Origin of the sequence: Rhizobium sp. ZK1 (assembly GCF_047782645.1) — a bacterium.
In the GTDB taxonomy this organism is placed as follows: Bacteria; Pseudomonadota; Alphaproteobacteria; order Rhizobiales; family Rhizobiaceae; genus Rhizobium.
In genome coordinates this window covers 369,400-393,456 of the sequence record NZ_CP180586.1, presented here as the reverse complement: position 1 = coordinate 393,456, position 24,057 = coordinate 369,400, and the positions used below count along the sequence as shown (strand labels likewise).

The window sequence follows — 24,057 nt, the reverse complement described above, 5'->3', positions numbered from 1 at the left end:
CCGCTCCTAGTGCCTGATACGCGGATTGATGAAGCCGTAGGTCAGGTCGACGATCAGATTCACCAGCATGATAATGCCGGCGATCAGGAGAAGACCGCCCTGTACGACTGCATAGTCGCGCTTGAAGACCGCATCGACCATCCACTTGCCGATACCCGGCCAGGAGAAGATCGTTTCGGTAAGAATGGCGCCTGCGAGCAACACGCCGACCTGCAGGCCGATCGTGGTGATGACCGGGATCATGGCGTTTCTGAGCGCATGAACGCCGACGACGCGCAGTGGTGAGAGACCCTTGGAGCGGGCCGTGCGCACATAGTCCTCGCCAAGCACTTCGAGCATGGCCGAGCGCGTCTGGCGGGCGATGACGGCAAGCGGAATGGTGGCGAGCACCACGGTCGGCAGGATGAGATAGCTGACGGCCGAGGCGAAGGCGCCCTTCTGGCCGGAGAGAAGACTGTCGATCAGCATGAGGCCGGTGACCGGCTTGAAGAAATACATCAGCGAGATGCGGCCGGAAACGGGCGTCCAGCCAAGATAGCCGGAGAAGAAGATGATGAGCAGCAGGCCCCACCAGAAAATCGGCATCGAGTAGCCGATCAGGGCGACGCCCATCACGCTCTGATCGAACCAGGTTCCGCGCTTGACGGCAGCGAAGACGCCGGCCGGCACGCCGAGAAGGATTGCCAAGAGGATGGCGCAGAGCGAAAGCTCAAGCGTTGCCGGGAAAAGCGTGAAGAATTCGCCGAGAACGGGGCGCTTGGTGACGATCGAGGTGCCGAGATCGCCGTGCAGCACTTTGCCGAGATAATCGAAATACTGCACATACATGGGCCGGTCGAAACCGAGATCATGCATGATCTGGGCGTGACGTTCGGGTGCCATCGTTCGTTCGCCCGACAACAGCATGACGGGATCGCCGGGAAGCAGGCGGATGAACGAGAAGGCAATGAGCGAAACGCCTAGGAAGGTCGGTATCAGGACCGCGAGGCGCCCGATGAAAAATCGCAACATAGCAGGTTGTCCAATAGTTTCCGGCGGTCAGGTGGAACCTGACCGCCGGTCAAGCCCGGTTTCAGCCGGGCAGTTTATCATTTTTCTTATTCGGCGATATCAACGCCGTCGAAGCGATGTATGCCGAGCGGGTCCATGTGGAAGCCCGACACCTTCTTGCTGACCGGAACGAAGACCAGCGAGTGGTCGAGCGGAGCCCAGGGAGCTTCCTTCTTGAAGATTTCCTGTGCTTCTTCGTAGAATTTCGTGCGGGCAGCAACGTCAGCCGTTTCCTTGGCCTTCGTCATCAGCGCGTCGTAGTCCTTGTTGCACCACTGAGCGCGGTTGTTACCGCCGACAGCGTCGCAGCCGAGCAGCGTGTCCATGAAGTTGTCCGGGTCGCCATTGTCGCCCGTCCAGCCGAGGATGACGGCGCCATCTCGCTTCACGTCGGAGGAGAGCTTCAGGTATTCGGCCCATTCATGGGTGACGATCTCGACGTTGACGCCAACCTTGGCAAAGTCTGCCTGGATCAGTTCAGCGGCGCGGCGAGCGTTGAGCATGTACGGACGCGAAACCGGCATTGCCCAGACCTTCATCGACAGGTCCTTGACGCCAGCGGCTTCGAGAGCCTTCTTTGCACCTTCCGGATCGTACTTGTCGTCCTGGATCTTGTCGTTATAGGACCACATGGTCGGCGGGATCGGGTTCTTGGCAACCTGGGCGGCGCCCTGGAAGACGGCGTCGATGATCGCCTGCTTGTTGATCGCCATGTTCAGTGCGCGGCGGACTTCCGGCTTGTCGAACGGAGCCTGCTGGGTGTTGTAGGCGAGGAAGCCGACGTTCAGGCCAGCCTGTTCCATGACCGTGAGGTTCGGATCCTTCTTGAGGTCGGCAACGTCAGCAGCGTTCGGATACGGGACGAGGTGGCATTCGCCGGCCTTCAGCTTCTGGGCACGGACAGCGGCGTCCGGGGTGATCGCGAAAACGAGATCGTCGATCTTTTCCTTGCCCTTGAAGTAGCTTTCGTTCGCCTTGTAGCGGATGACGGCATCCGTCTGGTAGGCAACGAAAGTGAACGGGCCGGTGCCGAGCGGCTGCTGGTTGAGCTGAGCCATCTTGCCGTCAGCAGCGAGCTTGTCGGCATATTCCTTGGAAACGATGGAGGCGAAGTCCATGGCGAGGTCGGCCAAGAACGGCGCTTCCGGATTGTTCAGCGTGAACTTGACGGTCAGATCGTCAACTTTCTCGACCGACTTGATGAGGTCAGGGAAGCCCATGCCGGCAGCATATTCATAGGAGCCGCCTTCGACATATTTGTTCCACGGATTGTCCGACTTGATCTGGCGCTCGAACGAGAAAACAACGTCGTCGGCGGTGAGATCACGCGAGGGGGTGAAGAAGTCGGTCGTCTGGAACTTCACGCCGGGATGCAGCTTGAAGGTGTATTCCTTGCCGTCGGGAGAAACCGTCCAACTGTCGGCGACACCCGGCTCGATCTCCGTACCACCGTGCTTGAATTCAACGAGGCGGCTATAGACCGTACGCGAAGACGCGTCGAAGGTCGTGCCTGCCGTGTAAAGGCTCGGATCGAAGCCTTCCGGCGATCCTTCGGCGCAATAGACAAGCGTCTTGGAATACGCGGCGGTAGCCATGACCGAAGCCAGGGCTGTCGCTGCGAGCAGGACAGAGAACTTTTTCATGATGTCGTTTCCCAGGTTTGTTCTTTTTTGATCTTTAGAGATCGGGCGCTCATTACCCCGATCAGCGGGCCGATGGAACGATATTTATTTGCTGAAAGCAACGGGATCCGCAGAAAATTTTTCCAGAAAAGCAATTTTAGAAATTTTCGGTCAAAAATAGGCCAAAATTTGCAAGATTGAGGCAGATTTAATCCGATTCTCGTCGCTTTTGGTATAATTTCGCGCCATGAAACGACCTTGAAAACGGTTTCAAGGCCCTCTGATATATCAGCACACGTGGGCACCTATGAAAAACCACGGCCATCGAAAATGACCGTGGCCTACGAGGCTATCAGAGCATTCCGATATCAGGCGGCCGGTGCCGGAACAGCGGGCTTGCGATAATCGTGGTCGCCGGTAAGGCCGAGCAGGAAATTGATCTGCGGCCGCGCCTTGACCAGGTCGTCGATCGAATATTCGGTCAGCACATCGAAGAAAGCATTCAACGCCTTGCGCAATGCCGAGTTCAGGCCGCAGCTGTCAACCAGCGGGCACTCGTTCGCGCCGTCTTCAAAACACTCCGCCATGGCGAAGCTGTCTTCGGTAACCCTCACCACGTCGAAGAGGCTGATATCTGTAGCTGGCTTGCCAAGGCGCACACCGCCATTGCGGCCGCGCACGGTTTCGACAAGGCCCGCCTTGTTGAGCGGCTGCAAAATCTTGAAAAGGAAGAGCTCGGAAACTCCGTATGCCCTGGCAATTTCCGGAATCCGGCTCAAATGTCCTTCATTGGCTGCACAATACATCAACATGCGAACCGCATAGTTGGTCTGCTTCGTCAACCGCATGCCAATCTCCTGAATCGTCTTTACAAAGCGTATATAGTGGCTTTCGCAGTTTTGAACAATTCCAAAATATGAAATTCACATTCACGTTTCCCGCGACTGCTCGCCGCAGCATTTAAAACGAAAACGGGCCCTTCTCAGGCCCGTTTCCACAATGGGGAAGGTTATTCGGATCACTTCATCGTCGGCATGACGAATTCGGCGCCGCCCTTGATGCCGGACGGCCAGCGCGCGGTAATGGTCTTGGTCCGGGTCCAGAACTTGATGGCGTCAGTGCCATGCTGGTTGAGGTCGCCGAAGCTCGAGGCTTTCCAGCCGCCAAAGGAATGGTAGGCGAGCGGCACCGGGATCGGAACATTGATGCCGATCATGCCGATATTGATGCGGGAGGCGAAGTCGCGGGCGGCGTCGCCGTCACGGGTGAAGATCGCAACACCATTGCCATATTCATGCTTCATCGGCAGGGAGAGCGCTTCCTCATAATTATGGGCGCGAACAACCGACAGGACCGGCCCGAAGATCTCGGTCTTGTAGATTTCCATCTCCGGCGTGACGTGATCGAACAGGCAGCCGCCGACGAAATAGCCGTCCTCATAACCCTGAAGCTTGAAATCGCGGCCGTCGACGACGAGCTTGGCGCCTTCTTCGATGCCCTTGTTGATCAGGCCCTGAATGCGGTTATAGGCGTCCTTGGTGACCACAGGACCCATGTCTGCCTTGTCGTCGGTGTAAGGACCGATGCGCAGGGATTCGATCTTCGGTACCAGCTTCTCGACGAGACGGTTAGCGGTTTCCTCGCCGACCGGCACGGCAACCGAGACAGCCATGCAGCGCTCGCCAGCCGAACCGTAGCCCGCACCCATAAGGGCGTTGACGGCCTGGTCCATATCGGCATCGGGCATGATGATCATGTGGTTCTTGGCGCCGCCGAAGCACTGGGCGCGCTTGCCGTTCATGGCAGCCGTGCCGTAGACGTAGCGGGCAATCGGCGTGGAGCCAACGAAGGAGACAGCGCCGATATCGGGATCAGTGAGGATCGCATCGACGGCGGTCTTGTCGCCGTTGACGACATTGAGGATGCCAGCCGGCAGACCGGCCTCGATCATCAGTTCGGCAAGACGGATCGGCAGAGACGGATCGCGCTCGGAAGGCTTGAGGATGAAAGCGTTGCCGCAGGCGATTGCAGGGGCAAACATCCACATCGGGATCATGCCCGGGAAGTTGAAGGGCGTGATGCCGGCGCCGATACCGACCGGCTGACGGATAGAATACATATCGATGGCCGGGCCGGCACCCTCGGTAAACTCACCCTTGGCAAGATGCGGGATGCCGCAGACGAATTCGCAGACTTCGAGGCCGCGGATGACATCGCCCTTGGAATCCTCGACCGTCTTGCCATGCTCGCTGGAAAGCAGCGTCGCAAGCTCATCCATGTGCTGGTTCAGGAGATCGACGAACTTGAAGAAGACGCGGGCGCGGCGCTGCGGGTTGGTGGCCGCCCACTTCGGCTGCGCCGCCTTGGCGTTTTCGACAGCGGCGCGCAGTTCCTCGACGCTTGCGAGCGCGACCTTTGCCTGCACTTCTCCGGTCGCCGGGTTGAAGACATCGCTGGTGCGGCCGCTGGTGCCTGCAACCTTCTTGCCGCCGATGAAATGACCAATCTCACGCATGGGTGTTCCTCCTGATCTTTTGAATGGCTCAACCATCGCACTTCAATTTGCACAAATCAATGCGCTGGAATAAGCAACCGTTGTGCGTATATTATAGTTCTGCCGCGATAACCTGCGCTCCTGCATCAAAACTAAAACGGCACGCGGACAAGTCAAAGGGAGGTCAAATCGATGAGCGGGAAACCTGTCGTCAGGATGGCGGAACTGGAGATCGATCCGGGCACGATCGAAACTTATCGCGCGCTGCTGACCGAGGAAATCGAAGCATCCATCAGGCTGGAAGACGGTGTCCTTTCGCTGAATGCCGTCTCCATCAGGGATCATCCGAACAGGATCCGCATTCTCGAAGTCTATGCCAATAAGGAAGCATATGAAACTCATCTGCAGACACCGCATTTCCTCAAATATAAAAACGAAACATCAGGCATGGTGACATCACTGACCCTCATCGACGTCGATCCGATTGCGATGCATTCAAAGCTATGAACTGGGATGACGTCCGCATTTTCCTGGCGGTTGCCCGCACCGGGCAGATCCTCGCTGCGTCGAAGAGGCTGGGGCTTAATCACGCCACGCTCTCGCGCCGGCTGACGTCACTGGAAGAGGCGCTGAAGACGCGGCTTTTCATCCGCCGGACGAATGGCTGCGAACTCACCGCCGAAGGCGCAGTCTTTCTTGCGTCGGCAGAACGGATGGAAACGGAAATGCTCGCCGCGCAGGCCAATCTCGGCCAAACGGATACGGCCATTGCCGGAACGGTGCGCGTCGGCGCACCCGATGGGTTCGGAGTCTCCTTTCTTGCGCCGCGCATGGGCCGGCTGATCGAGCGCCATCCGGAATTGAAGATCCAGCTCGTGCCGGTACCGCGCTCCTTCTCGCTGTCGCAGCGTGAGGCGGATATCGCCATCACGCTGGAACGGCCGGAACAGGGACGGCTCGTCTCGTCCAAGCTCACCGACTATACGCTCGGCCTCTACGCATCGGGGGATTACCTGGCGCGGCATGGAAAGCCCGAGGATATCGACGCCTTGAAGGCCCATCCGCGCATTGGCTACGTGGAAGACCTGATCTTCACTGCTTCCCTGAATTTCTCTGGCGAGGTGATGCGCAGCTGGGATGCGGGTTTCGAAATCTCGACGGCGATCGGCCAGACCGAGGCCGTACGCTCCGGCGCCGGCATCGGTATCCTGCACGACTATATCGCCCGGCAATACCAGGAACTGGTGCGCATCCTGCCGCAGGTGTCCATTCGCCGCGCCTATTGGACGACCTACCACGAAAGCGCCCGCGACCTGGTGCGCGTGCACAGCGTCATCGATTTCCTTCGGGAACTCGTCGATGAGGAAAGACAGATCTTCCTTTAGCACATATGTTTTACGCAATTCCGGACCCAAAACCGCTGCACACTTTTGCTGGAATTGCTTTAGAGATGTCTTGCCGGTTCCTCGTTCTCATCAGGATTGGGAAGCGGCGTTTCATCCGGCAGGCGATCAGGTTCCGGCTCCTTGATCGGCGGCTCCGGTTTCCAGCCTGGCGGGGGCATCGGCGGCTGGTCGGGGATAGGTTCGTTCGGGACGGACATGACCGGCTCCTTTACGAGTGCAATATTGAATTACTGGTCTTGCCTGATGGCTTCGGCAGCGCGCACCGGCATGCTGTCGATGATGGCGAAAAGTTCGCCTGCACTGATTGGCTCGCTGGCCTTCAGCTTCACGGTGCCATCCTTGCCAAGCAGGAAGGGGGCAAATTCGCCCGTGTCCGGCGCGTCCAGCTCTTGTCGGATCGCCTTGCCGTCCAGTTCATCGCCGCTTCCGAAGAGCGGCTTTATGCTCGATCCGGCAAACCTGAGAATAACCATATCCCGCTCCTCAAGAGCGGCGCGGGAATTGTCCCGATCGGCAATCACAATGAAGACGCGGCTCTTACATTGGAACTGTTCGAGACTTGCGACAGCCGCATAGACGGCATTCGTCTCATCGATCTTCGTCGCGCCGTAGAGAAGGGTCTTGGACATACACGTTGAACGGCGCGGCAGGCGCAAGAGTTCCAACCATGTCCCGTAAAAAGGGGACGACGGCCGATCAGAAAATGCCGATCGGCCCTGTCGCCTCGTCAGATATGCAGAAAGGCGGAAATCGGAACCTGCAGGGCCGCAGCAATACGCCTCAGCTTTGCTGGATCGGCACTTTCGCCATTTTCGATTTCAAGGATTTCGCCATTGGCCAGACCGCAGGTCACTGCGAGATCTTCAATGCTGTAGCCAACCGCACTGCGCGCGCCCTTAACCGCAGCTGCCACGTCGATCGGGGAAACAGCGGTCGATTCCTCTATGTTCTGAACAGAAATGGACATCAAATTCTCCTTAATGCCTCGGTGGATTGTCCCTACCCCCAGGCGGCAGGCCGCCAGCATTTCGCAATGCAACGAAAACATTGGGCAATTGCTGCATCGCACCGCACATAAATAGGTAAACGAATGTTAACGGCAATAGCAAAATGCGAGCAGGCATCATTTTGGCATCAAAAAGCGCCGATGCCGTGCATTGCCGAAGAGGAAAACCAACTTATGGGAGAGAATGGTACGGTTGGGGGGTCTCGAACCTCCGACCTCAGGTGCCACAAACCTGCGCTCTAACCAACTGAGCTACAACCGCACAATGCCGCGCTCGGCGCGACGGGGGTCACATACGAGGACTTGAACTTTAATTCAAGCCCCGATTTGCACTCAGTATACAAAAAGGCTGAACGCGCAGTCCAGCCTTTGTTGCGTACCGAGCATAGGAGATCAGGCAACCTTGAAGGATGCCATGGCCTTTTCAGCAGCTTCCTTGGAAGGCTTTGCAACCTTCTCGGCAACCTGCTTGGTGGTTTCCTGCAGCGACTTCGCCTGTTCGACGGTCAGTTCAGCCTGCTTGCGCAGAAAAGAGGTCTGCAGTTCAAAGAACTCGGCGACGGACTTAACACCGAGAAGCGCTTCCATGTGGGAGAGCGAGCTTTCTGCATTGACGCGGAGCGCGTCGATCGCCTTGAGGCCGATTTCAACGCTGCCGGCCTGCGCGGTCTGCACCGTAGCTTCCAGCGTCTTGCCGGCTTCTTCGCCTGCAGACTTCAGCTTGGCATAAGCTTCCTTGGACTGCTGAGCACCCTTTTCGGCGAAGTCACGGAAGGACTCAGCCAGCTTGCTCGGGTCGAAAGAGGCAATTGAAAAAACGTCGTCGGTCTTTATGGTAGCCATCGGATAGCGTCCTTTGAGATGGGCAGATCTCCTGCCGCGATAAATTGGATAAGTCTTATATAGCGCATCTTATTGTGCATTGCAACATCATTGTGCACTGCACAATACGTTAACCTTGCCGGCCGAAAGCTCTCCACTCTTCTGGACCGGTCGCAGACCTGCAGTTATTAATAAGCAGTTAATTTCAAGAGGCCGAAAGCGACAGGTTCGATCATGCCCGCAGTCCAGTATCCGTTCATCGACATTGCTGTGCATGCGCGGGTGCGTGAACGATTCTCGCGTGGCGAGGCCATGGTGCTTTTCTCTGCAGATCTCACACGTTTGCTCTGGGCGAATGGTGCCGGCGCCGAGCTGTTTGGCCATGCAGAGGTTTATGACCTGCTCGATCAGGGCGTCGGCCATGCCGACATCACCTTCCGCCAGCTCGAGGCGGCTGCCCGCCAGCTTGGCGAGGTCGGCGACCAGAAAACCTTCATCATCCGCATCGCCAAGGGCTTCCAGCGCGTTCAGGCGCCGGCGTCATCGGAGCTCATCCGTCTCGCTTCAGGCGAGAAGGCCATCCTGTTTTCCGTTCCGGTCTCCGCGCACTCGCTGACGGCCGGCGCAAGTGCTGCGCAGATGCTTCAGGGCCTCGATGACCCGGATACGCATATGGCCGTGATCGGAGCGGAAGGCGAAGTCATTGCCGCTTCGCCAAGTTTTGCCTCGCTCGGCATCACACAGCAGGCGGCAAGGACACTCATCAGGCTTGCCGGCGCCCAACCGGACCGCCTGGTGAAGCGCCCGGTTGCGACCGGCCGTGGTTATTTGCCGGCTGCCGTTGGTAAACTCCACGACGATCCGGCACTCCATCTTCTCTTCGCGGTCGAAACGGCGATCGGTCACCTCGACCCGATCGAACCCTCTGCCAATACTGAAGAGACTGCGCCGCAGGAAACTGCGCCAGCAGAAGCCGCAGCGCGTGAAATTCCTGATGTTGCAGCACCTGTGGCAGGCTTTACGGAAGCGGAGGCCATCGACGCAGTCTCCGGCATTGAAGAGGTTGAGGAGACGCTGGAGGAGATCACCGGCGAGACCGGGGACACCGTTGAGGTGAGCGAACCAGTCGAAGCCCAGTCCGAGCAGCCGGCAAATCAGAGCATTTCCGAACCAGAAGCAGTCGTCGTCGAGGGCGCCAGCGAGCAAGTCGAGCAGCCGACCGAAGCGTCTGTTGCCGAGGAAGAAACCGTAGAGGCAAACGCAGGGGCTTCGGTCGACGAACAGGTGGAGCAGCCGGCCGCCTCCGCCGCCGAAAACTTCGCGGCAACTCCTGTCGCGCCCGGAGAGTCTGCAGCCGCCCCGAGGAAGAGCAGCTTCGTCTTCAAACCGAACAGCCGTGCCACCCGCTTCGTCTGGAAGATCGACGCGGAAGGCCGCTTCAGCGAAGTTTCTCATGAATTTGCCGAGGCCGTCGGCCCGCACGCGAGTAACATCATCGGCAGCGCTTTTTCCGATGTCGCCGCCCTCTTCAACCTCGATCCGGAAGCCAAGCTTTCCGAGGCCTTAGCGCGGCGCGATACCTGGTCCGGAAAGACGATCTACTGGCCGATCGAGGGTACAAGCCTCGTCGTACCCGTCGATCTGGCCGCCCTGCCGACCTATACGCGCAACCGCGACTTCGATGGTTTCCGCGGCTTCGGCGTGGTGCGCCTGTCGGACGCCCAGGAAGATCCCCTTGCTCTCGGCCTGACGCTCGGACCTGACGGCATCGGCCACGATGCCTCCTATCTCGGCCCGGCCAATGAAACCGCTCCGGAAGAAATGGCACAGAGACCGCCTGAACAGCCGGAGGAGCAGACTGAAGCTGCGCCGCAGGCCGAAGAAGCGGTGAATCCGGAGCCGGATGTCGAAGACGACACCGTGTCGGAAGTGAAAGCGGCGACGGAAGTAACCGTTCCGGAAGAGACGATAGCTCCGGAACCTGTCGCCGAAGAGCAGTCCGCCTTCGAGCCCGATGTCGCTGAACAGCAGGAAGAACTGCAGCCGCGCGACACACAGGACGAACCGCCGGCGCTTCGCATTTCCGAAACGCCGAACCGCCGCTCCACCGACAAGATCGTGCAGCTTCACGGCGCCGGCAACGGCCTGACGGCTGCCGAGCAGGCGAATTTCCGCGAGATCGCCAAACGCCTCGAAGCCTTCGGTGCGCGCGGCGAAGAGCCGGCCACATCGCAGACGGAATCTGATGTCGAGAAGCCGCCGGTCGCGGAAGAGACCGTTGCCGAAACGCCTGTCGCCGAGCAGACAGTTCCCCAAGAGACGATTTTCGAGGTCGCGGAGGAGGCTGATGCAAAGGCCGGGGAGATCCCCCTAGCCGAAGACGACGTAACCGAGGGTCTGCAGGAGACGGTCAGCCAGATCGAGGTTCTGACCAGTTTCATTCCGCCGCGCGTGAAGATGACGGACGGGCTCTCGGCTGCGACCGTCGATCTGCTGCCTGTTGCCGTGCTGATCCATGCCGGCGATCAGCTGATCCATGGCAATCCGGAATTCCTGCGGCTGACGGGCTACGATTCCGTCGAGGCCCTCTCCGAAGTCGGCGGCATCGATGCATTGCTGCAGCGCCACGACCTCGAAAACGGTTCGGGCACGATGATGCTCGTCAAAGCCGACGACAGGCTTGTGCCGGTCACGGCCCGCCTGCAATCGGTTCGCTGGGAAGATTCCAATGCCCTCATGCTGGCGCTGATGCCAGTCGAAAACCGGGAAGAAGGCCGAGGCGAGGTTATCCGGCTCGACCAGCGCTCCGACCGGATGGTGGAAAAGGTCGCCAAGCTGCAGGTCGAGGTGGAGGAATTGCGCTCGATTCTGGAGACGGCAACCGATGGTGTCGTCGTCATCGGCACGGAAGGCGATATCCGCTCGATGAACCGCTCGGCAAGCGCCCTCTTCAACTACGACGAACAGGAAACGCGCGGCAAACCCTTCGTCATGCTGTTTGCCCATGAGAGCCAGAAGGCGGTGCTCGACTATCTGCATGGGCTTTCCGGTCATGGTGTGGCAAGCGTGCTGAACGACGGACGCGAGGTGATCGGCCGCGAGGCTGCCGGCGGTTTCGTGCCGCTGTTCATGACCATGGGCCGCCTGACGTCATCCAACGGCTATTGCGCTGTCATCCGCGACATCACCCAGTGGAAGCGCACCGAAGACGAATTGCGCAACGCCAAGGGTGCGGCTGAAACCGCCAACGCGCATAAGACTGATTTCCTTGCGCGTGTCAGCCATGAGATCCGCACGCCGCTCAACGCCATCATCGGCTTTTCGGATATGATGGCGAGCGAACGCTTCGGGCCGATCGGCCATCCGCGCTATATCGAATATGCAAACGACATCGGCCGTTCCGGACGGCATGTTCTCGATATCGTCAACGACCTCCTCGATATTTCCAAGATCGAGGCGGGCGAGATGGATCTCGACTTCGCCTCCGTCGGCCTCAACGAGGCGATCTCGGAAGCGGTTGCACTGGTGCAGCCGCAGGCCAACAGCCAGCGTGTCATCATCCGCACTGCCCTGTCGCAGTCGGTGCCCGATGTCGTTGCCGACTTGCGTTCGATCAAGCAGATCGCACTGAACATCCTGTCGAACGCCATCCGCTTCACGCCGTCGGGCGGGCAAATCGTCGTTTCCACCTCCTATGAGGCGAACGGCAGCGTGGCGATGCGGGTGCGGGATACCGGCATTGGCATGACGCGCAGCGAGCTCGACCAGGCGATGAAACCATTCCGCCAGGTGTCGTCCACGCAGTCACGCCATCGCGGCGACGGCACCGGTCTTGGCCTGCCGCTGACCAAGGCGATGGTCGACGCCAACAGGGCGATCTTCTCGATCAATTCGGCACCGAACGAGGGCACGCTGGTGGAGATCACTTTTCCGTCACAGCGGGTGCTTGCTGGCTAAGGCATTTGTTTCCAGGCGCTTCCGGACGCAAAACCGCTGGACATTTTTGCCGGAATTGCTCGCCAAAGAAAAGGCAGCCAGTGGCTGCCTTCGAGAGTTGGTGCTGGTAAAACAAGAGCTTAGTCTGAGAACGTCATGTTTCGGGAACCGCAGTTCCAGACCATCTCTTCATGTATGGTCTCCAAGTTGGCTTCACCTTTGACAAACCTTTCTTAACGAAAGGTTTCCAAGAGACAGAATTGATCAACGGCAAAAGCTTGTAGTTTAGCGTCCTCTGTCAAACCTTCAGCTCTTCCAGCCCGGCAAAAAGCTTCAGCGCCTCGGGGTTTGCGAGCGCCTCCTGATTTTTCACTGGCCGGCCATGAACGACCTCGCGCACGGCAAGTTCGACGATCTTGCCGGACTTGGTGCGCGGGATATCGGCAACCGCAATGATCTTAGCAGGCACGTGGCGGGGAGAGGCGCCGACGCGAATGCGGGTCTTGATCGCCTTCACCAGGTCCTCGGTGAGCGTGACGCCGGGCGCCAGGCGGACGAAGAGCACGACGCGCACGTCGTCATCCCAGTCCTGACCGATGCAGAGCGCTTCGGCGACTTCACCCATCTGCTCGACCTGATTGTAGATTTCCGCCGTGCCGATGCGCACGCCGCCTGGATTGAGCGTCGCATCCGAACGGCCGTGAATGATCAGGCCGCCATGTTCGGTCCATTCAGCAAAATCGCCGTGGCACCAGACATTGTCGAAGCGCTCGAAATAGGCGGCGCGATACTTGGCGCCATCAGGATCGTTCCAGAACATGACCGGCATTGACGGGAAGGCCTTGGTGCAGACCAGCTCGCCCTTTTCCTGACGGACCGGCTTGCCTTCGTCATTCCAGACGTCGACGGCAAGGCCGAGGCCAGCTCCCTGGATCTCACCGCGCCAGACGGGCTGCAGGGGATTGCCGAGCACGAAGCAGGACACGATATCCGTGCCGCCGGAAATCGAGGCAAGTTGGACATCTTCCTTGATACCCTCGTAGACGAAGGCGAAACCTTCAGGCGACAGCGGCGAACCGGTGGACGTGATCAGCCGCAAGCTCGACAGATCATGGCTCGTGCGCGGCGTCAGTCCGCTCTTGCGCACGGCGTCGATATATTTGGCCGAGGTCCCGAAAATCGCGAATTTCTCCGCGGCCGCATAGTCGAAGAGCACATTGCCATCAGGCGCGAAAGGCGATCCGTCGAAAAGGCAGAGCGTGGCGCCGGAGGCAAGGCCGCTTGCAAGCCAGTTCCACATCATCCAGCCGCAGGTGGTGAAGTAGAAGAGCTTGTCCCCCGGCTGCAGCCCGCAGTGAAGGCGATGCTCCTTCAGATGCTGAAGAAGTGTGCCGCCGGCCGAATGCACGATGCATTTCGGTACGCCTGTCGTGCCTGAGGAAAACAGGATATAGGCCGGATGGGCGAAGGGCAGCTGGACGAAGTCGATCTGCTTCGGCTCGTAGGGAGCGATGAATTCGGCAAGCGTCTTGCCACCGGCGGTTTCGCGCGCGACCTCTCCGGCATCGCCGGCATAGTGAACGACAATGGTCGGCACACCGAGGCTCTTTGCAACGTTAGCCACCTTCGACTTCACGTCCTGCAGCTTGCCGTTATACCAATAGGCATCGCAGGCGATGAAAAGCTTCGGCGCGATCTGGCCGAAGCGGTCCAGCACGCCCTGCTCGCCGAAATCGGGCGAACAGGACGACCAGATGGCGCCGATCGAGGTTGCCGCGAGCATGGCAGCTATCGTTTCCGGCATATTGGGCATCATGGCCGCAACACGGTCGCCCTCGCCGATGCCGAGGGCGCGAAAGCCCTGCTGGAGCTGTGATACAAGCGCGCGCAGGCGATCCCACGACCAGCGGTCTTCGACCTTGTCCTCACCGCGGAAAACGATGGCATCGCCTGGCCCGCTTCCGCTCAGCAGGTTTTCGGCGAAGTTCAGGCGCGCCTCGGGAAAGAAGCGCGCTTCCAGCATGCGGTTCCCATTCACGAGAATATCCGCGCCGCGCTCTCCCTTCACGCCACAGAACTTCCACAAGGCCGACCAGAAGCTCTCCCGATCTGCGATCGACCAGGCATGCAGATCCTCAAAGCCTTTCAAGGCGAGACCGAAGTCCCGGTTGCAGTGCTGCATAAAGGCGTGGATCGGGCTATTTTCGATCCCATCTTCCGTGGGCTTCCAAAGCGGCTGATTTTCCTGCATTCAATCCTCCTCCCCAATGCGGAACTTATAGCATGCTGCATTGCATTATAAAGTGTGCAGCGACGCGATCCGCCACGCGTGGGATTTGCATATGCCCGGTATTTCATATATCCGGCAAAATCAGAAAATAACGGGTAACCGGCTGAAGTTCCGGCGGAGCTCATGGGTACGTCAAGACAAGGCAGATGGCGAAAAAGGATCGGCCCCGTCTCGCGCTGGCTGCCGGCATTTGCCCGTATCTCCACTATCGTGCTGCTGATCGGGCTTGCCTTCTTCCTCTCGCTCAGGCTCGCCGCCCCCTATCTCATCTCAACCGGCTTCGTGCGCTCCGGCATGGAGGATGCCCTGTCGAAGTGGACAGGCTATCACGCCGAGATCAAGGGTAATCCGGTCCTCGAATTCTGGCCGACACCGCGTATCACGCTCAACGACGTCACCATTCGCCAGCCGCGCGGAAGCGGCGACAAACTGCTCGGCCGCATCGAGAGCCTTTCAGCCGATTTCAGCCTGATCGATGCGCTGCGCGGCCGCACTCGCTTCCACGAATTTCACCTGCTGCGGCCCAGCCTCTCGCTGACGCGCGATGAGAACGGCCTGATCGACTGGAGCTATGCCGGCCTTCTGGCGCGGGCCATCGCAGGTGTGCAGGACAGCAACGGCACCGAGATTCTTGCTCCGAAGTTCGACGCCGATATCGGCGCCGTGACGGTCGAAGACGGCACGCTGACCCTGACCGATACACGGACGGGCAATATCTACCACTTCGACAGCGTCGCAGCCGACATCACCTGGCCGAAGCTGTCGAGACCAATTTCGGCTGTCCTCATCGCCCGTTTCAACGGTGAGGACCTGAAGGTCGATTTTGCCTCGGCCGCACCACTGCTCGTCTTCGCCGGCAGGAATGCCGAGATGAAGGCCTCGATCGCTTCCAATCTGATGACCGCGCGTTTTCAGGGTGTCGGCAGCATGGTGAGCCTTTCCTCGGTCTCAGGCAATATCAACGCCAGCTTTCCGGATGTGCCGGCCCTTCTGAAATGGTCCGGCAGATCGATCCCGGGGATCGAGTCGCTGAAGAGTGCCTCGATGACCTCGGATGTGTCGTCGGTATCAAACGGCTTCCGCTTCAACAACGTCAGCATGACGCTGAACGATGCGAGCGCCACCGGTGTGATGGATTTCACCGTCGCACCCGGCAAGCGGCCGAAGATCGGCGGGACGCTTGCCTTCGACCAGATGAACCTCAAGCCGTTCCTCGATGCCTTTGCGCTCAGGCTTGCCGCCGGCGGCCTGGGCGACATGCTGCTACCGAGCCCTCTCGGACCGCTGCAACTTCTCGATCTCGATGTGCGGCTTTCCGCGCGACAGGCGCAGATGGGTATCTTCTCGCTTGCGGATGTCGGCGCCAGCGTGATCGTCGCCGGCGAGGAAGCGAAGTTCGATATCGGCGACAGCCAGTTCGAGGGCGGCGAAATGACTGCCCATCTGGAGGCGACCCGCCGCGATTTCGATGGTGGCGGCAAATTGCAGCTTTCGATCCGTGATGCGGATTTCAATGCACTTGCCGAAAAGCTGCAGCTCAAGGGACCGCTGCCGCATGCGAGCGGCTCACTCGATCTTTCGCTGGAAACGCCGAAAGCGATCTGGACGACGGGACTTGCCGATGTGACCGGCAAGCTCAGATTCTGGACGACAGCCGGCTCCCTTCCCGGCGTCGATATCTACGCACTTCGCACGCAGGCAGCGCAGAAGCCGTTCTTCCCGCTAAGTGCCGCCGCAAACGGATCCTTCGCCTTCAGCAAGCTCGATCTTCAAGCCGATTTTGCCAATGGTACTGCGGAAATCCACGATGCGCGATTTGCCGGCTCCGACCAGACACTGACGCTGTCAGGCGTCATCACCTATCAGTCGAACGGACTTGCGCTCTCCGGCTCGCTGGAAGCGACCGATCCGGCAAGAGCGGTCGATCTGCCGCTCCTGCCCTTCTTCATCGGCGGTTCATGGCCGAACCCGGTCATTTCGCCGGTGCCGCTGCTCAACGCGCCGACGAAACTCCAGCCTTAAAACCTTTCCCGCTCAGTTCTATGCGGTCGCGGCCGCAGCCCTCTCATCGCGCTCGCGCTGCACTTCGCGGCGCTTGGTGACGACAGATGCGCAGATGACGCCTATCGCCACGATTGCAATCAGGATGGTGCAGACCGCGTTGATTTCGGGCGTGACGCCAAGACGCACCTGGCTGTAGATCTTCATCGGCAGCGTGGTTGCGCCCGGTCCCGATGTGAAGCTCGCGATCACAAGGTCATCGAGCGATAAGGTGAAGGCCAGGACCCAGCCGGAAAAGACGGCCGGCGAGATGATCGGCAGCGTCACCTCGAAGAAGGTCCTGACCGGTGGGGCGCCGAGATCCTGAGCAGCTTCCTCGATCGACTGGTCGAAGCTCAGAAGCCGTGACTGCACGACGACGGCAACGAAGCACATGGTCAGCGTGGTGTGCGCCAGCGTGATGGTCCAGAAGCCGCGGTCAAGGCCGATTGCCACAAAGAGGAGCAACAGCGACAGGCCGGTGATGACTTCGGGCATGACAAGCGGCGCATAGACCATTCCTGAGAAAAGCATGCGGCCCCGGAAGCGCGTGTAGCGCACCAGCGTCAGCGCCGCCATCGTGCCGAGGACGGTCGCGAACGTGGCCGATAGCAGACCGACACGGATCGTCACCCATGCGGCATCGAGCAAAGCTTGGTTTGAGAGCAGCGAGACATACCATTTGGTAGAGAAGCCACCCCAGACGGTGACGAGCTTCGACTCATTGAACGAGAAGACGACAAGAAGCACGATCGGCAGGTAGAGGAAGGCAAAGCCGAGCGCCACGGAGATGATATTGAAGCGGGTCCACCTCAGCATGACTTATCTCCCCCGCTCTTCGGCTTTGGCCTGCGCGTTCTGGAAGAAGACTATCGGGATCACCAGGATCAGCAGCAGGATCGTTGCTACGGCCGAAGAGACCGGCCAGTCGCGGTTGGAATTGAATTCGCTCCAGAGTGTCTTACCGATCATCAGCGTCTGCGAGCCGCCGAGAAGATCAGGGATGACGAACTCACCGACAGCCGGGATGAAGACCAGCATGCAGCCGGCAATCACACCGGGGATCGATAGTGGGAAAGTGACGCGCCAGAAGGCCCGGATCGGCGTGCAGCCGAGGTCCTGCGCCGCCTCGATCAGCGTGCCATCCATCTTTTCGAGAGCCGAATAGAGCGGCAGCACCATGAAGGGCAGATAGGAATAGACGATGCCGATATAGACGGCCGTATTGGTGTTGAGGATGATCAGCGGGCTATCGATGATGTGTAGCGACAGGAGAAGCTGATTGAGCAATCCCTCCGGCTTCAGGATTGCGATCCAGGAATAGACGCGGATCAGGAAGCTTGTCCAGAAGGGCAGGATGACGAGCATCAGCAGCGTTGGTCTGATAGTACGCGGCGCCTGCGCCATGCCGTAGGCGATCGGATAGGCGATCAACAGCATCAGGAAAGTGGAAATCCCAGCAATGATGACGCTCGACAGATAGGCGTTGAAGTAAAGCGGATCGTCCGTCAGATAGCCGTAATTATCGAAGGAGAAGGTCGCCACTTTGCTCCAGAAACCGCTCCAGCCATCGGCAAGTGAAAACACCGGCTCGTAAGGCGGTATGGCGATCGCCGTCGTCGACAGCGAAATCCGAAAGACGATGAAGAACGGCGCCAGGAAAAAGAGCAGCAGCCAAGCATAGGGAATGATGATGACAAGACGGCTGTAGAAGCGTGAGGCAAATGTTTCCATCGGCTCAATCCTTCAGCAGCACGCCGGCATCCTCGTCGAAAGAGACCCAGACTTCCTGATCATAGGTGAAGGGGTCGTCGACGGAACGCTGTGCGTTAAGAGAGGAAGCTCTGACGAATTTGCCGCTCGGCAGCTTGATATGGAAGACGGTCATGTCGCCGAGATAGCCGATATCCCAGATCTCGCCTTTGGCAGCATTGAACGAGGCATTGGCTGGTGCTGCGCGCGTGACGCGGATCTTTTCCGGGCGAATGGCAAAGCCGACCGTGTCGCCGACAGCAAGCGCCTCGGTGGTGGCGATGCGGATCGAGAAGCCGCTTTCGACTGATATCTCAAGTGCGCCGCTTCCTGTGCTTGTCGCCTTGCCGTCGAAGATGTTCACGTCGCCGATGAAATCGGCCACGAAGCGTGAATTCGGCGCCTCATAGATCTCGGCAGGCGTTGCCACCTGCACCACCTTGCCATGGCTCATGACGGCGATACGATCGGCCATGGTCATCGCCTCTTCCTGGTCGTGCGTGACGACGACAAAGGTGAGGCCAAGGTTCTGCTGCAGGTCCATCAGTTCGAACTGGGTTTCCTCGCGCAGTTTCTTGTCGAGCGCACCGAGCGGTTCGTCGAGCAGCAGCACTTTCGGGCGCTTGGCGAGCGAGCGTGCGAGCGCCACGCGCTGGCGCTGACCGCCCGAGAGCTGGTTCGGCTTGCGGGAGGCGAATTGCTCGAGTTTCACGAGTTTCAGCATCTGCGACACGCGTTCAGTGATCTCGTCCTTCTGCATGCCGTCCTGCCTCAGGCCGAAGGCAATGTTCTTCTCGACCGTCATATGCGGGAAAAGAGCGTAGGACTGGAACATCATGTTGACAGGCCGCTTGTAGGGCGGCGTACCGGCGAGGTCGGTGCCGTCGAGAACGATCTCGCCCGCCGTCGGCTGTTCGAATCCGGCGAGCATGCGCAACAGCGTGGACTTGCCGCAGCCGGACGCGCCGAGCAGTGCGAAGAATTCGCGATGATAGATATTCAACGACAGATCGTTGACGGCGGTAAAATCACCGAAGCGCTTGGTGACATTCTTGAAAGCGATAAAGGGTTTTGCAGACGGATCGGTCCAAGGCGCAAAAGCGCGGCGGATATTGCCGAGAGACTTCATATTATTCCCCGAATACAGGTTTCAGCCGGCCTCCACCCGGGCCGGGAATTGAAAGGCCCGGACGTTTCCGTCCGGGCCTGGTATCGACTTACTGGCCAGTGACGACCTTGGTCCAGATTCGCGTCGCCGTGCGCTGGGTCTTCGGATCCCACGGCCGCACCGTGAAAAGACCCTTCATCACCTCATCCGTCGGATAGATGGCCGGATCCTCCAGCACGTCCTTGCTGACGAATTGCTGCGAGGCCTTGTTGCCGTTGGCATAGAATGTGAAATCGCTCGCCTTGGCGATGACTTCCGGCTTCATCATGTAATTCAGGAATTCATGTGCTTCGGCCACATGCTTGGAATCGGCAGGGATCGCCATCATGTCGAACCACATCTGCGCACCCTGTGTCGGGATCGAATAGTTCACCTCGACGCCGTTTTTGGCTTCGGCTGCACGATCGCGGGCCTGAAGCATGTCGCCGGAATAACCAAAGGCGATGCAAATATCGCCATTGGCAAGGGCGTTGATATATTCGGACGAGTGAAACTTGCGGATATAGGGACGAACGGCCGTCAGAAGATCCTCAACCTTCTTGAAATCCTCCGGCTTGGTGGAGTTCGGGTCGAGGCCGAGATAACGCAGCGCCGTCGTCATTACATCCTTCGGCGTGTCGAGCACGTAGATGCCGCAGTCCTTGAACTTTTCGGCCACCTTCGGATCGAAGATCACTTCGAGGCCGGGCTTGACATCGGGACCGAGGATTTCGGCGACCTTCTTGACATTGTAGCCGATACCGTCGGTACCCCACATGTAGTCGACAGCATATTCATTGCCCGGATCATATTCGCCGGTGCGCTGCTGAATCACGTCCCACATATTGGAAAGGTTCGGCAGCTTGGACTTGTCGAGCTTCTGGAAGACGCCGGCTTGGATCTGGCGCTGCAGGAAGTCGGCGGTCGGAACGACGACGTCATAACCGGTGCCACCGGCAAGCAGCTTGGTTTCTACGGTTTCGTTGGAATCGAACGTGTCGTACACAACCTTGATGCCGGTTTCCTTGGTGAAGTCCTCAAGGATCGAGTTGTCGATATAATCGGACCAGTTGTAGACGTTGACGACGCGCTCCTGGGCGAAAGCCGGCGCGGCGGCAAGGAGAGCAACAACGGCAACCGCCGTCAGATTGGCTATTCTTGACCTCATGATATCTCCTGTTTTTTAAAGGCATCGCGCGCCCGCACGCCTCTTCTTCCCTCTGGTTACGTCGCAGACTAAGAAGGATTTTCAGCGCCTACAAGCGCAAAATCCTGCAGTGTCAATGATTTCACAATCACTGAAAATCGAAGGCTCCAAGGCCGGCAGAAGTCTCGTCCAAAGCGAGCGGACGGGTGAGCGGCGGCTCGGCGCGCGAAAGGCAACCACGCCTCTCGCAGAGGCGGCAGGCGGGGCCGACCATGATCGGCGAAGCATCGCTTCGGCCGTAGACCAGACTGTCGCGCAGGGCGGCATCGCAGCCGAGCAGCAATGCCGTGCGCCGCACCCGTTCGCCGAATTCCACAACTGGCCCTTCAAGCGTGCGCGCCACCGTCAGAAAGGTTGAACCGTCAGGCATGGCGACCGTCTCGGACAATATCCTGCCCGGCTCCAGAAAGGCCGCGTGAATATTGAGCTTCGGACAGTTGCCGCCGAAGCGCGCCTGCGGAAAACCCTGCGCTCCAGCCCTGCGGATGACATGGCCTGCCGCATCGATCTCCACGAGGAAAAATGGAATGCCGCCGGCACCGGCACGCTGCAGCATGACGAGGCGCGCCGCAGCCTGCGCGAAGGACACGCTGAAACGGGCGCGGATCAGATCGATATCATAGCGGGTGTTTTGCGCCGCCAGAAGAAAGGCGCCATAGGGCATCGTCAAGGCCAGAGCGGCATTGCGCGTCAGCTCGAAACGGGCAATGCGCCGCGCCTCGTCGGATGACAGCGGCAGATCCTCGAGTTCGGCTTCGATCTGCTGGCGCAGAGCGAGCCTTGCCACCTCGATCGCGATTTCCTGCTCCTGATCGGTCGCCGAAAGCCGTTCGGAGAGGAAAAGACGCATCGAGTGGCGATCGAAACGACGACGCAGATCCGGCATGACATGAACGGGCAGGACGCGGACACTGATGCCGCGCTCGCTTTTCAGCCAATCCTTCAGACTGGCTCCCGCGACAAGTCCGTTGGTGAAGCTTTCCGCCGCCGCCTCGATATCCGCGAAATAGGCGGAGCGGCGCTCCAGCACCTCCCTAACCTCGTCCAGAGGCAAGCGGCCGGGAGCGACAGGTGCACCCCCCTCCCCGACCATCAGGGCCGTCAGATCGGAAAGCCGGGCGGCCTGTTCGCGATAGGCGCGATAGAGCTTGATCATGCCGCTTGCCGCATTTGGCGCGGCATCGGCCACTTCGACAAGCTCCTGATCGCCCGGCAGCTCACCTGACAGCAACGGATCGGCAAACACCTCCTTCAACTGGCCAAGGCCGCCGGCGGTTTCGCCCTGCAACTCCTCCAGGTCGATACGGTAAACGGCTGAGAGCTTCAGCAGCAACTGTACTGTCAACGGGCGCTGGTTGCGTTCGATGAGGTTCAGGTAGGAGGGGGAAATTTCCAGCGCCTCGGCCATGGCGGTCTGCGTCAGTGCCAGCGCATTGCGGATGCGCCGGACTTTCGGCCCCGCAAATATCTTCCGTTCCACCATGTCACATCCTTTACACCATGCGATTGACAAGCCTTTACAAAATTACAGACATAGCCTGTAAATTCTCCTCATCCTAACCTCTTTCTTCGCCTTAAATCAAAGGTTTTCCTGGATAAATCGTCCGATTTTGTAAATCCTGTCATCAGCGCTCAAGCGTTGGGAAAGCAATGAGGAGATTGACATGACAGATTTTGACAAACTCATCCGCAATGCACCGTCTAACCGTTTCGACGGCATCGAGCGGCCCTATTCCGCTGATGATGTCGAACGGCTGCGCGGCTCGGTGACGCTACGCCACACACTGGCAGAGATGGGAGCTCAGCGCCTCTGGCAGCTTCTGCATGAGGAGAATTTCGTCAACGCGCTCGGCGCGCTCTCGGGCAACCAGGCCATGCAGATGGTGCGCGCCGGGCTGAAGGCGATCTATCTCTCCGGCTGGCAGGTCGCTGCCGACGCCAACACGGCGTCATCAATGTATCCGGACCAATCGCTCTATCCGGCCGATGCCGGGCCGGAGCTTGCAAAGCGCATCAACCGCACGCTGCAGCGCGCTGATCAGATCGAGACGGCTGAAGGCAACGGGCTTTCGGTCGCGACCTGGTTCGCGCCCATCGTCGCCGATGCCGAGGCCGGCTTCGGCGGTCCGCTCAACGCTTTCGAGATCATGAAGGCCTATATTGAAGCGGGGGCAGCCGGCGTTCACTTCGAGGATCAACTGGCGTCCGAGAAGAAATGCGGCCATCTCGGCGGCAAGGTCCTGATCCCGACCGCAGCCCATATCCGCAACCTCGATGCCGCACGGCTTGCGGCCGATGTCATGGGCGTTGCAACACTCGTGATTGCCCGCACGGATGCCGAGGCGGCGAAGCTCCTGACATCCGATATCGACGAACGTGACCAGCCTTTCGTCGACTATGATGCCGGGCGGACGGTCGAGGGCTTCTATCAGGTACGCAATGGGCTGGAGCCCTGTATCGCACGCGCCGTTGCCTACGCGCCGCATTGCGACCTCATCTGGTGCGAAACGTCGAAGCCGGATCTGGAGCAGGCGCGCCGCTTTGCCGAAGGCGTACACAAGGTGCATCCCGGCAAGCTGCTCGCCTATAATTGCTCGCCGTCCTTCAACTGGAAGAAAAACCTCGACGATGCGACCATCGCCAAGTTCCAGCGCGAACTCGGTGCCATGGGCTACAAGTTTCAATTCATCACGCTCGCCGGTTTCCACCAGCTGAATTACGGCATGTATGAACTGGCCAGCGGCTATCGCGAGCGGCAGATGGAAGCCTATTGCGAGCTGCAGCAGGCGGAATTCTCCGCCGAGGCGCGCGGCTATACCGCAACCAAGCATCAGCGTGAAGTCGGCACGGGCTATTTCGACGCCGTGTCGCTGGCAATCACCGGCGGCCGGGCTTCGACCACGGCCATGGGGGAATCGACCGAACATGCGCAGTTCAAACCGGCTGCCGAATAGAGGAGGAAACGATATGGCATCCATTGCACGCGTCCGTGAACGGACGGAAGAACAGGCAAGCAGCATGACGGACAATCAACAGACGGTGATCCGCATGCTCGCCAACGACCTGCACAGGCTGAACCAGTCGGTGATGACGGCGGTCGAAGCCGGTGTTTCGGTCGAGCTGGTGCGCTCTGCCCGGCATCACGGTGGTGACGGAAACTGGGGCGATCTGCTGATACCCGTGATCGTCGCCAACAGGAACTGACACCGTAGGTCCGGCGGCACAAGCCGCTGGACCTACGCTATTTGACGCAATTGTCACCACAGCGGAGTCGCGGCATAATTG

The 24,057-nt window shown here is 59.3% G+C and carries 20 protein-coding genes and 1 tRNA gene; 6 read left to right on the top strand and 15 right to left on the bottom strand.

Annotated features, from left to right (window positions below):
- Positions 1-6: 6 nt before the first annotated feature.
- The 4 genes from ACK9YZ_RS02020 to ACK9YZ_RS02005 form a co-directional block, all read right to left on the bottom strand.
- A complete protein-coding gene (locus ACK9YZ_RS02020; RefSeq protein ID WP_216757091.1) occupies positions 7-1,011 on the bottom strand; it encodes an ABC transporter permease subunit in 1,005 nt (334 codons plus the stop codon).
- Between the two features lie 86 nt (positions 1,012-1,097).
- Positions 1,098-2,693, bottom strand: coding sequence for an ABC transporter substrate-binding protein (locus ACK9YZ_RS02015; RefSeq protein ID WP_416065500.1), 1,596 nt, complete (start codon positions 2,691-2,693; stop codon positions 1,098-1,100).
- Between the two features lie 347 nt (positions 2,694-3,040).
- Positions 3,041-3,520, bottom strand: a complete 480-nt coding sequence (gene rirA, locus ACK9YZ_RS02010; RefSeq protein WP_416065499.1) for an iron-responsive transcriptional regulator RirA — start codon at positions 3,518-3,520, stop codon at positions 3,041-3,043.
- A gap of 170 nt (positions 3,521-3,690) precedes the next feature.
- Positions 3,691-5,187 carry a CoA-acylating methylmalonate-semialdehyde dehydrogenase gene (locus ACK9YZ_RS02005; protein WP_216757088.1) on the bottom strand — a complete coding sequence of 499 codons (1,497 nt, stop codon included), beginning with the start codon at positions 5,185-5,187 and terminating at the stop codon, positions 3,691-3,693.
- 171 nt (positions 5,188-5,358) lie between these two features.
- On the opposite strand from ACK9YZ_RS02005, the gene ACK9YZ_RS02000 reads away from it, so the two are divergent.
- Positions 5,359-5,673 carry a putative quinol monooxygenase gene (locus ACK9YZ_RS02000; protein ID WP_416065498.1) on the top strand — a complete coding sequence of 105 codons (315 nt, stop codon included), beginning with the start codon at positions 5,359-5,361 and terminating at the stop codon, positions 5,671-5,673.
- A complete protein-coding gene (locus tag ACK9YZ_RS01995) occupies positions 5,670-6,551 on the top strand; it encodes a LysR family transcriptional regulator (RefSeq protein WP_416065497.1) in 882 nt (293 codons plus the stop codon). The genes ACK9YZ_RS02000 and ACK9YZ_RS01995 overlap by 4 nt, the downstream gene beginning before the upstream one ends.
- Before the next feature lie 59 nt (positions 6,552-6,610).
- On the opposite strand, the gene ACK9YZ_RS01990 is transcribed toward ACK9YZ_RS01995, so the two are convergent.
- The 5 genes from ACK9YZ_RS01990 to ACK9YZ_RS01970 all read right to left on the bottom strand — a co-directional run bounded on the left by ACK9YZ_RS01990 (position 6,611) and on the right by ACK9YZ_RS01970 (position 8,421).
- Positions 6,611-6,769, bottom strand: coding sequence for a hypothetical protein (locus ACK9YZ_RS01990; RefSeq protein ID WP_416065496.1), 159 nt, complete (start codon positions 6,767-6,769; stop codon positions 6,611-6,613).
- Between the two features lie 30 nt (positions 6,770-6,799).
- Positions 6,800-7,201: a DUF4174 domain-containing protein gene (locus tag ACK9YZ_RS01985; protein WP_416065495.1), complete on the bottom strand. Its 402-nt coding sequence runs from the start codon at positions 7,199-7,201 to the stop codon at positions 6,800-6,802.
- Positions 7,202-7,299: 98 nt separating this feature from the next.
- A complete protein-coding gene (locus tag ACK9YZ_RS01980) occupies positions 7,300-7,539 on the bottom strand; it encodes a helix-turn-helix domain-containing protein (protein WP_183728749.1) in 240 nt (79 codons plus the stop codon).
- 224 nt (positions 7,540-7,763) lie between these two features.
- Positions 7,764-7,840 (bottom strand) — tRNA-His (locus tag ACK9YZ_RS01975).
- Positions 7,841-7,971: 131 nt separating this feature from the next.
- Entirely contained in the window at positions 7,972-8,421 is a 450-nt protein-coding gene (locus ACK9YZ_RS01970) for a phasin (protein ID WP_037109051.1), read from the bottom strand.
- A gap of 213 nt (positions 8,422-8,634) precedes the next feature.
- Here ACK9YZ_RS01970 and ACK9YZ_RS01965 point away from each other — a divergent pair, with 213 nt between their 5' ends.
- Positions 8,635-12,357, top strand: a complete 3,723-nt coding sequence (locus ACK9YZ_RS01965) for an ATP-binding protein (protein ID WP_416065494.1) — start codon at positions 8,635-8,637, stop codon at positions 12,355-12,357.
- 277 nt (positions 12,358-12,634) lie between these two features.
- Here ACK9YZ_RS01965 and ACK9YZ_RS01960 read toward each other — a convergent pair whose 3' ends face one another.
- Positions 12,635-14,587 carry an acetoacetate--CoA ligase gene (locus tag ACK9YZ_RS01960; RefSeq protein ID WP_416065493.1) on the bottom strand — a complete coding sequence of 651 codons (1,953 nt, stop codon included), beginning with the start codon at positions 14,585-14,587 and terminating at the stop codon, positions 12,635-12,637.
- 162 nt (positions 14,588-14,749) lie between these two features.
- Between ACK9YZ_RS01960 and ACK9YZ_RS01955 the strand changes: the two genes are divergently transcribed.
- Entirely contained in the window at positions 14,750-16,648 is a 1,899-nt protein-coding gene (locus tag ACK9YZ_RS01955) for an AsmA-like C-terminal region-containing protein (RefSeq protein WP_416065492.1), read from the top strand.
- A gap of 18 nt (positions 16,649-16,666) precedes the next feature.
- On the opposite strand, the gene ACK9YZ_RS01950 is transcribed toward ACK9YZ_RS01955, so the two are convergent.
- The 5 genes from ACK9YZ_RS01950 to ACK9YZ_RS01930 all read right to left on the bottom strand — a co-directional run bounded on the left by ACK9YZ_RS01950 (position 16,667) and on the right by ACK9YZ_RS01930 (position 22,255).
- Positions 16,667-17,485, bottom strand: coding sequence for an ABC transporter permease (locus ACK9YZ_RS01950; RefSeq protein WP_416065491.1), 819 nt, complete (start codon positions 17,483-17,485; stop codon positions 16,667-16,669).
- 3 nt (positions 17,486-17,488) lie between these two features.
- Positions 17,489-18,400, bottom strand: coding sequence for an ABC transporter permease subunit (locus ACK9YZ_RS01945; protein ID WP_216757078.1), 912 nt, complete (start codon positions 18,398-18,400; stop codon positions 17,489-17,491).
- A gap of 4 nt (positions 18,401-18,404) precedes the next feature.
- A complete protein-coding gene (locus ACK9YZ_RS01940; protein WP_416065490.1) occupies positions 18,405-19,547 on the bottom strand; it encodes an ABC transporter ATP-binding protein in 1,143 nt (380 codons plus the stop codon).
- A gap of 88 nt (positions 19,548-19,635) precedes the next feature.
- On the bottom strand, positions 19,636-20,733 hold the full coding sequence (locus ACK9YZ_RS01935) for a polyamine ABC transporter substrate-binding protein (RefSeq protein ID WP_416065489.1): 1,098 nt from the start codon (positions 20,731-20,733) through the stop codon (positions 19,636-19,638).
- Between the two features lie 127 nt (positions 20,734-20,860).
- Entirely contained in the window at positions 20,861-22,255 is a 1,395-nt protein-coding gene (locus tag ACK9YZ_RS01930; protein ID WP_416065488.1) for a helix-turn-helix domain-containing protein, read from the bottom strand.
- 181 nt (positions 22,256-22,436) lie between these two features.
- Between ACK9YZ_RS01930 and aceA the strand changes: the two genes are divergently transcribed.
- Together aceA and ACK9YZ_RS01920 are read left to right on the top strand one after the other, a co-directional pair.
- The gene (gene aceA, locus ACK9YZ_RS01925; RefSeq protein ID WP_416065487.1) at positions 22,437-23,726 is read left to right on the top strand and encodes an isocitrate lyase; all 1,290 of its coding nucleotides are present in this window, start codon (positions 22,437-22,439) and stop codon (positions 23,724-23,726) included.
- Between the two features lie 13 nt (positions 23,727-23,739).
- Positions 23,740-23,976: a hypothetical protein gene (locus ACK9YZ_RS01920; protein ID WP_416065486.1), complete on the top strand. Its 237-nt coding sequence runs from the start codon at positions 23,740-23,742 to the stop codon at positions 23,974-23,976.
- The last annotated feature ends 81 nt before the right edge of the window (positions 23,977-24,057 follow it).

Bases quoted from the DNA above. Each gene is read 5' to 3' on its own strand.
- ACK9YZ_RS01960 (WP_416065493.1), bottom strand. From the start codon at position 14,587: ATGCAGGAAAATCAGCCGCTTTGGAAGCCCACGGAAGATGGGATCGAA.
- ACK9YZ_RS01970 (WP_037109051.1), bottom strand. From the start codon at position 8,421: ATGGCTACCATAAAGACCGACGACGTTTTTTCAATTGCCTCTTTCGAC.
- ACK9YZ_RS01965 (WP_416065494.1), top strand. From the start codon at position 8,635: ATGCCCGCAGTCCAGTATCCGTTCATCGACATTGCTGTGCATGCGCGG.
- ACK9YZ_RS01945 (WP_216757078.1), bottom strand. From the start codon at position 18,400: ATGGAAACATTTGCCTCACGCTTCTACAGCCGTCTTGTCATCATCATT.
- ACK9YZ_RS02000 (WP_416065498.1), top strand. From the start codon at position 5,359: ATGAGCGGGAAACCTGTCGTCAGGATGGCGGAACTGGAGATCGATCCG.
- ACK9YZ_RS02005 (WP_216757088.1), bottom strand. From the start codon at position 5,187: ATGCGTGAGATTGGTCATTTCATCGGCGGCAAGAAGGTTGCAGGCACC.
- ACK9YZ_RS01995 (WP_416065497.1), top strand. From the start codon at position 5,670: ATGAACTGGGATGACGTCCGCATTTTCCTGGCGGTTGCCCGCACCGGG.
- ACK9YZ_RS01930 (WP_416065488.1), bottom strand. From the start codon at position 22,255: ATGGTGGAACGGAAGATATTTGCGGGGCCGAAAGTCCGGCGCATCCGC.
- ACK9YZ_RS01990 (WP_416065496.1), bottom strand. From the start codon at position 6,769: ATGTCCGTCCCGAACGAACCTATCCCCGACCAGCCGCCGATGCCCCCG.
- ACK9YZ_RS01955 (WP_416065492.1), top strand. From the start codon at position 14,750: ATGGGTACGTCAAGACAAGGCAGATGGCGAAAAAGGATCGGCCCCGTC.
- ACK9YZ_RS02020 (WP_216757091.1), bottom strand. From the start codon at position 1,011: ATGTTGCGATTTTTCATCGGGCGCCTCGCGGTCCTGATACCGACCTTC.
- ACK9YZ_RS02015 (WP_416065500.1), bottom strand. From the start codon at position 2,693: ATGAAAAAGTTCTCTGTCCTGCTCGCAGCGACAGCCCTGGCTTCGGTC.
- rirA (WP_416065499.1), bottom strand. From the start codon at position 3,520: ATGCGGTTGACGAAGCAGACCAACTATGCGGTTCGCATGTTGATGTAT.
- ACK9YZ_RS01935 (WP_416065489.1), bottom strand. From the start codon at position 20,733: ATGAGGTCAAGAATAGCCAATCTGACGGCGGTTGCCGTTGTTGCTCTC.
- ACK9YZ_RS01980 (WP_183728749.1), bottom strand. From the start codon at position 7,539: ATGTCCATTTCTGTTCAGAACATAGAGGAATCGACCGCTGTTTCCCCG.
- ACK9YZ_RS01920 (WP_416065486.1), top strand. From the start codon at position 23,740: ATGGCATCCATTGCACGCGTCCGTGAACGGACGGAAGAACAGGCAAGC.
- aceA (WP_416065487.1), top strand. From the start codon at position 22,437: ATGACAGATTTTGACAAACTCATCCGCAATGCACCGTCTAACCGTTTC.
- ACK9YZ_RS01985 (WP_416065495.1), bottom strand. From the start codon at position 7,201: ATGTCCAAGACCCTTCTCTACGGCGCGACGAAGATCGATGAGACGAAT.
- ACK9YZ_RS01940 (WP_416065490.1), bottom strand. From the start codon at position 19,547: ATGAAGTCTCTCGGCAATATCCGCCGCGCTTTTGCGCCTTGGACCGAT.
- ACK9YZ_RS01950 (WP_416065491.1), bottom strand. From the start codon at position 17,485: ATGCTGAGGTGGACCCGCTTCAATATCATCTCCGTGGCGCTCGGCTTT.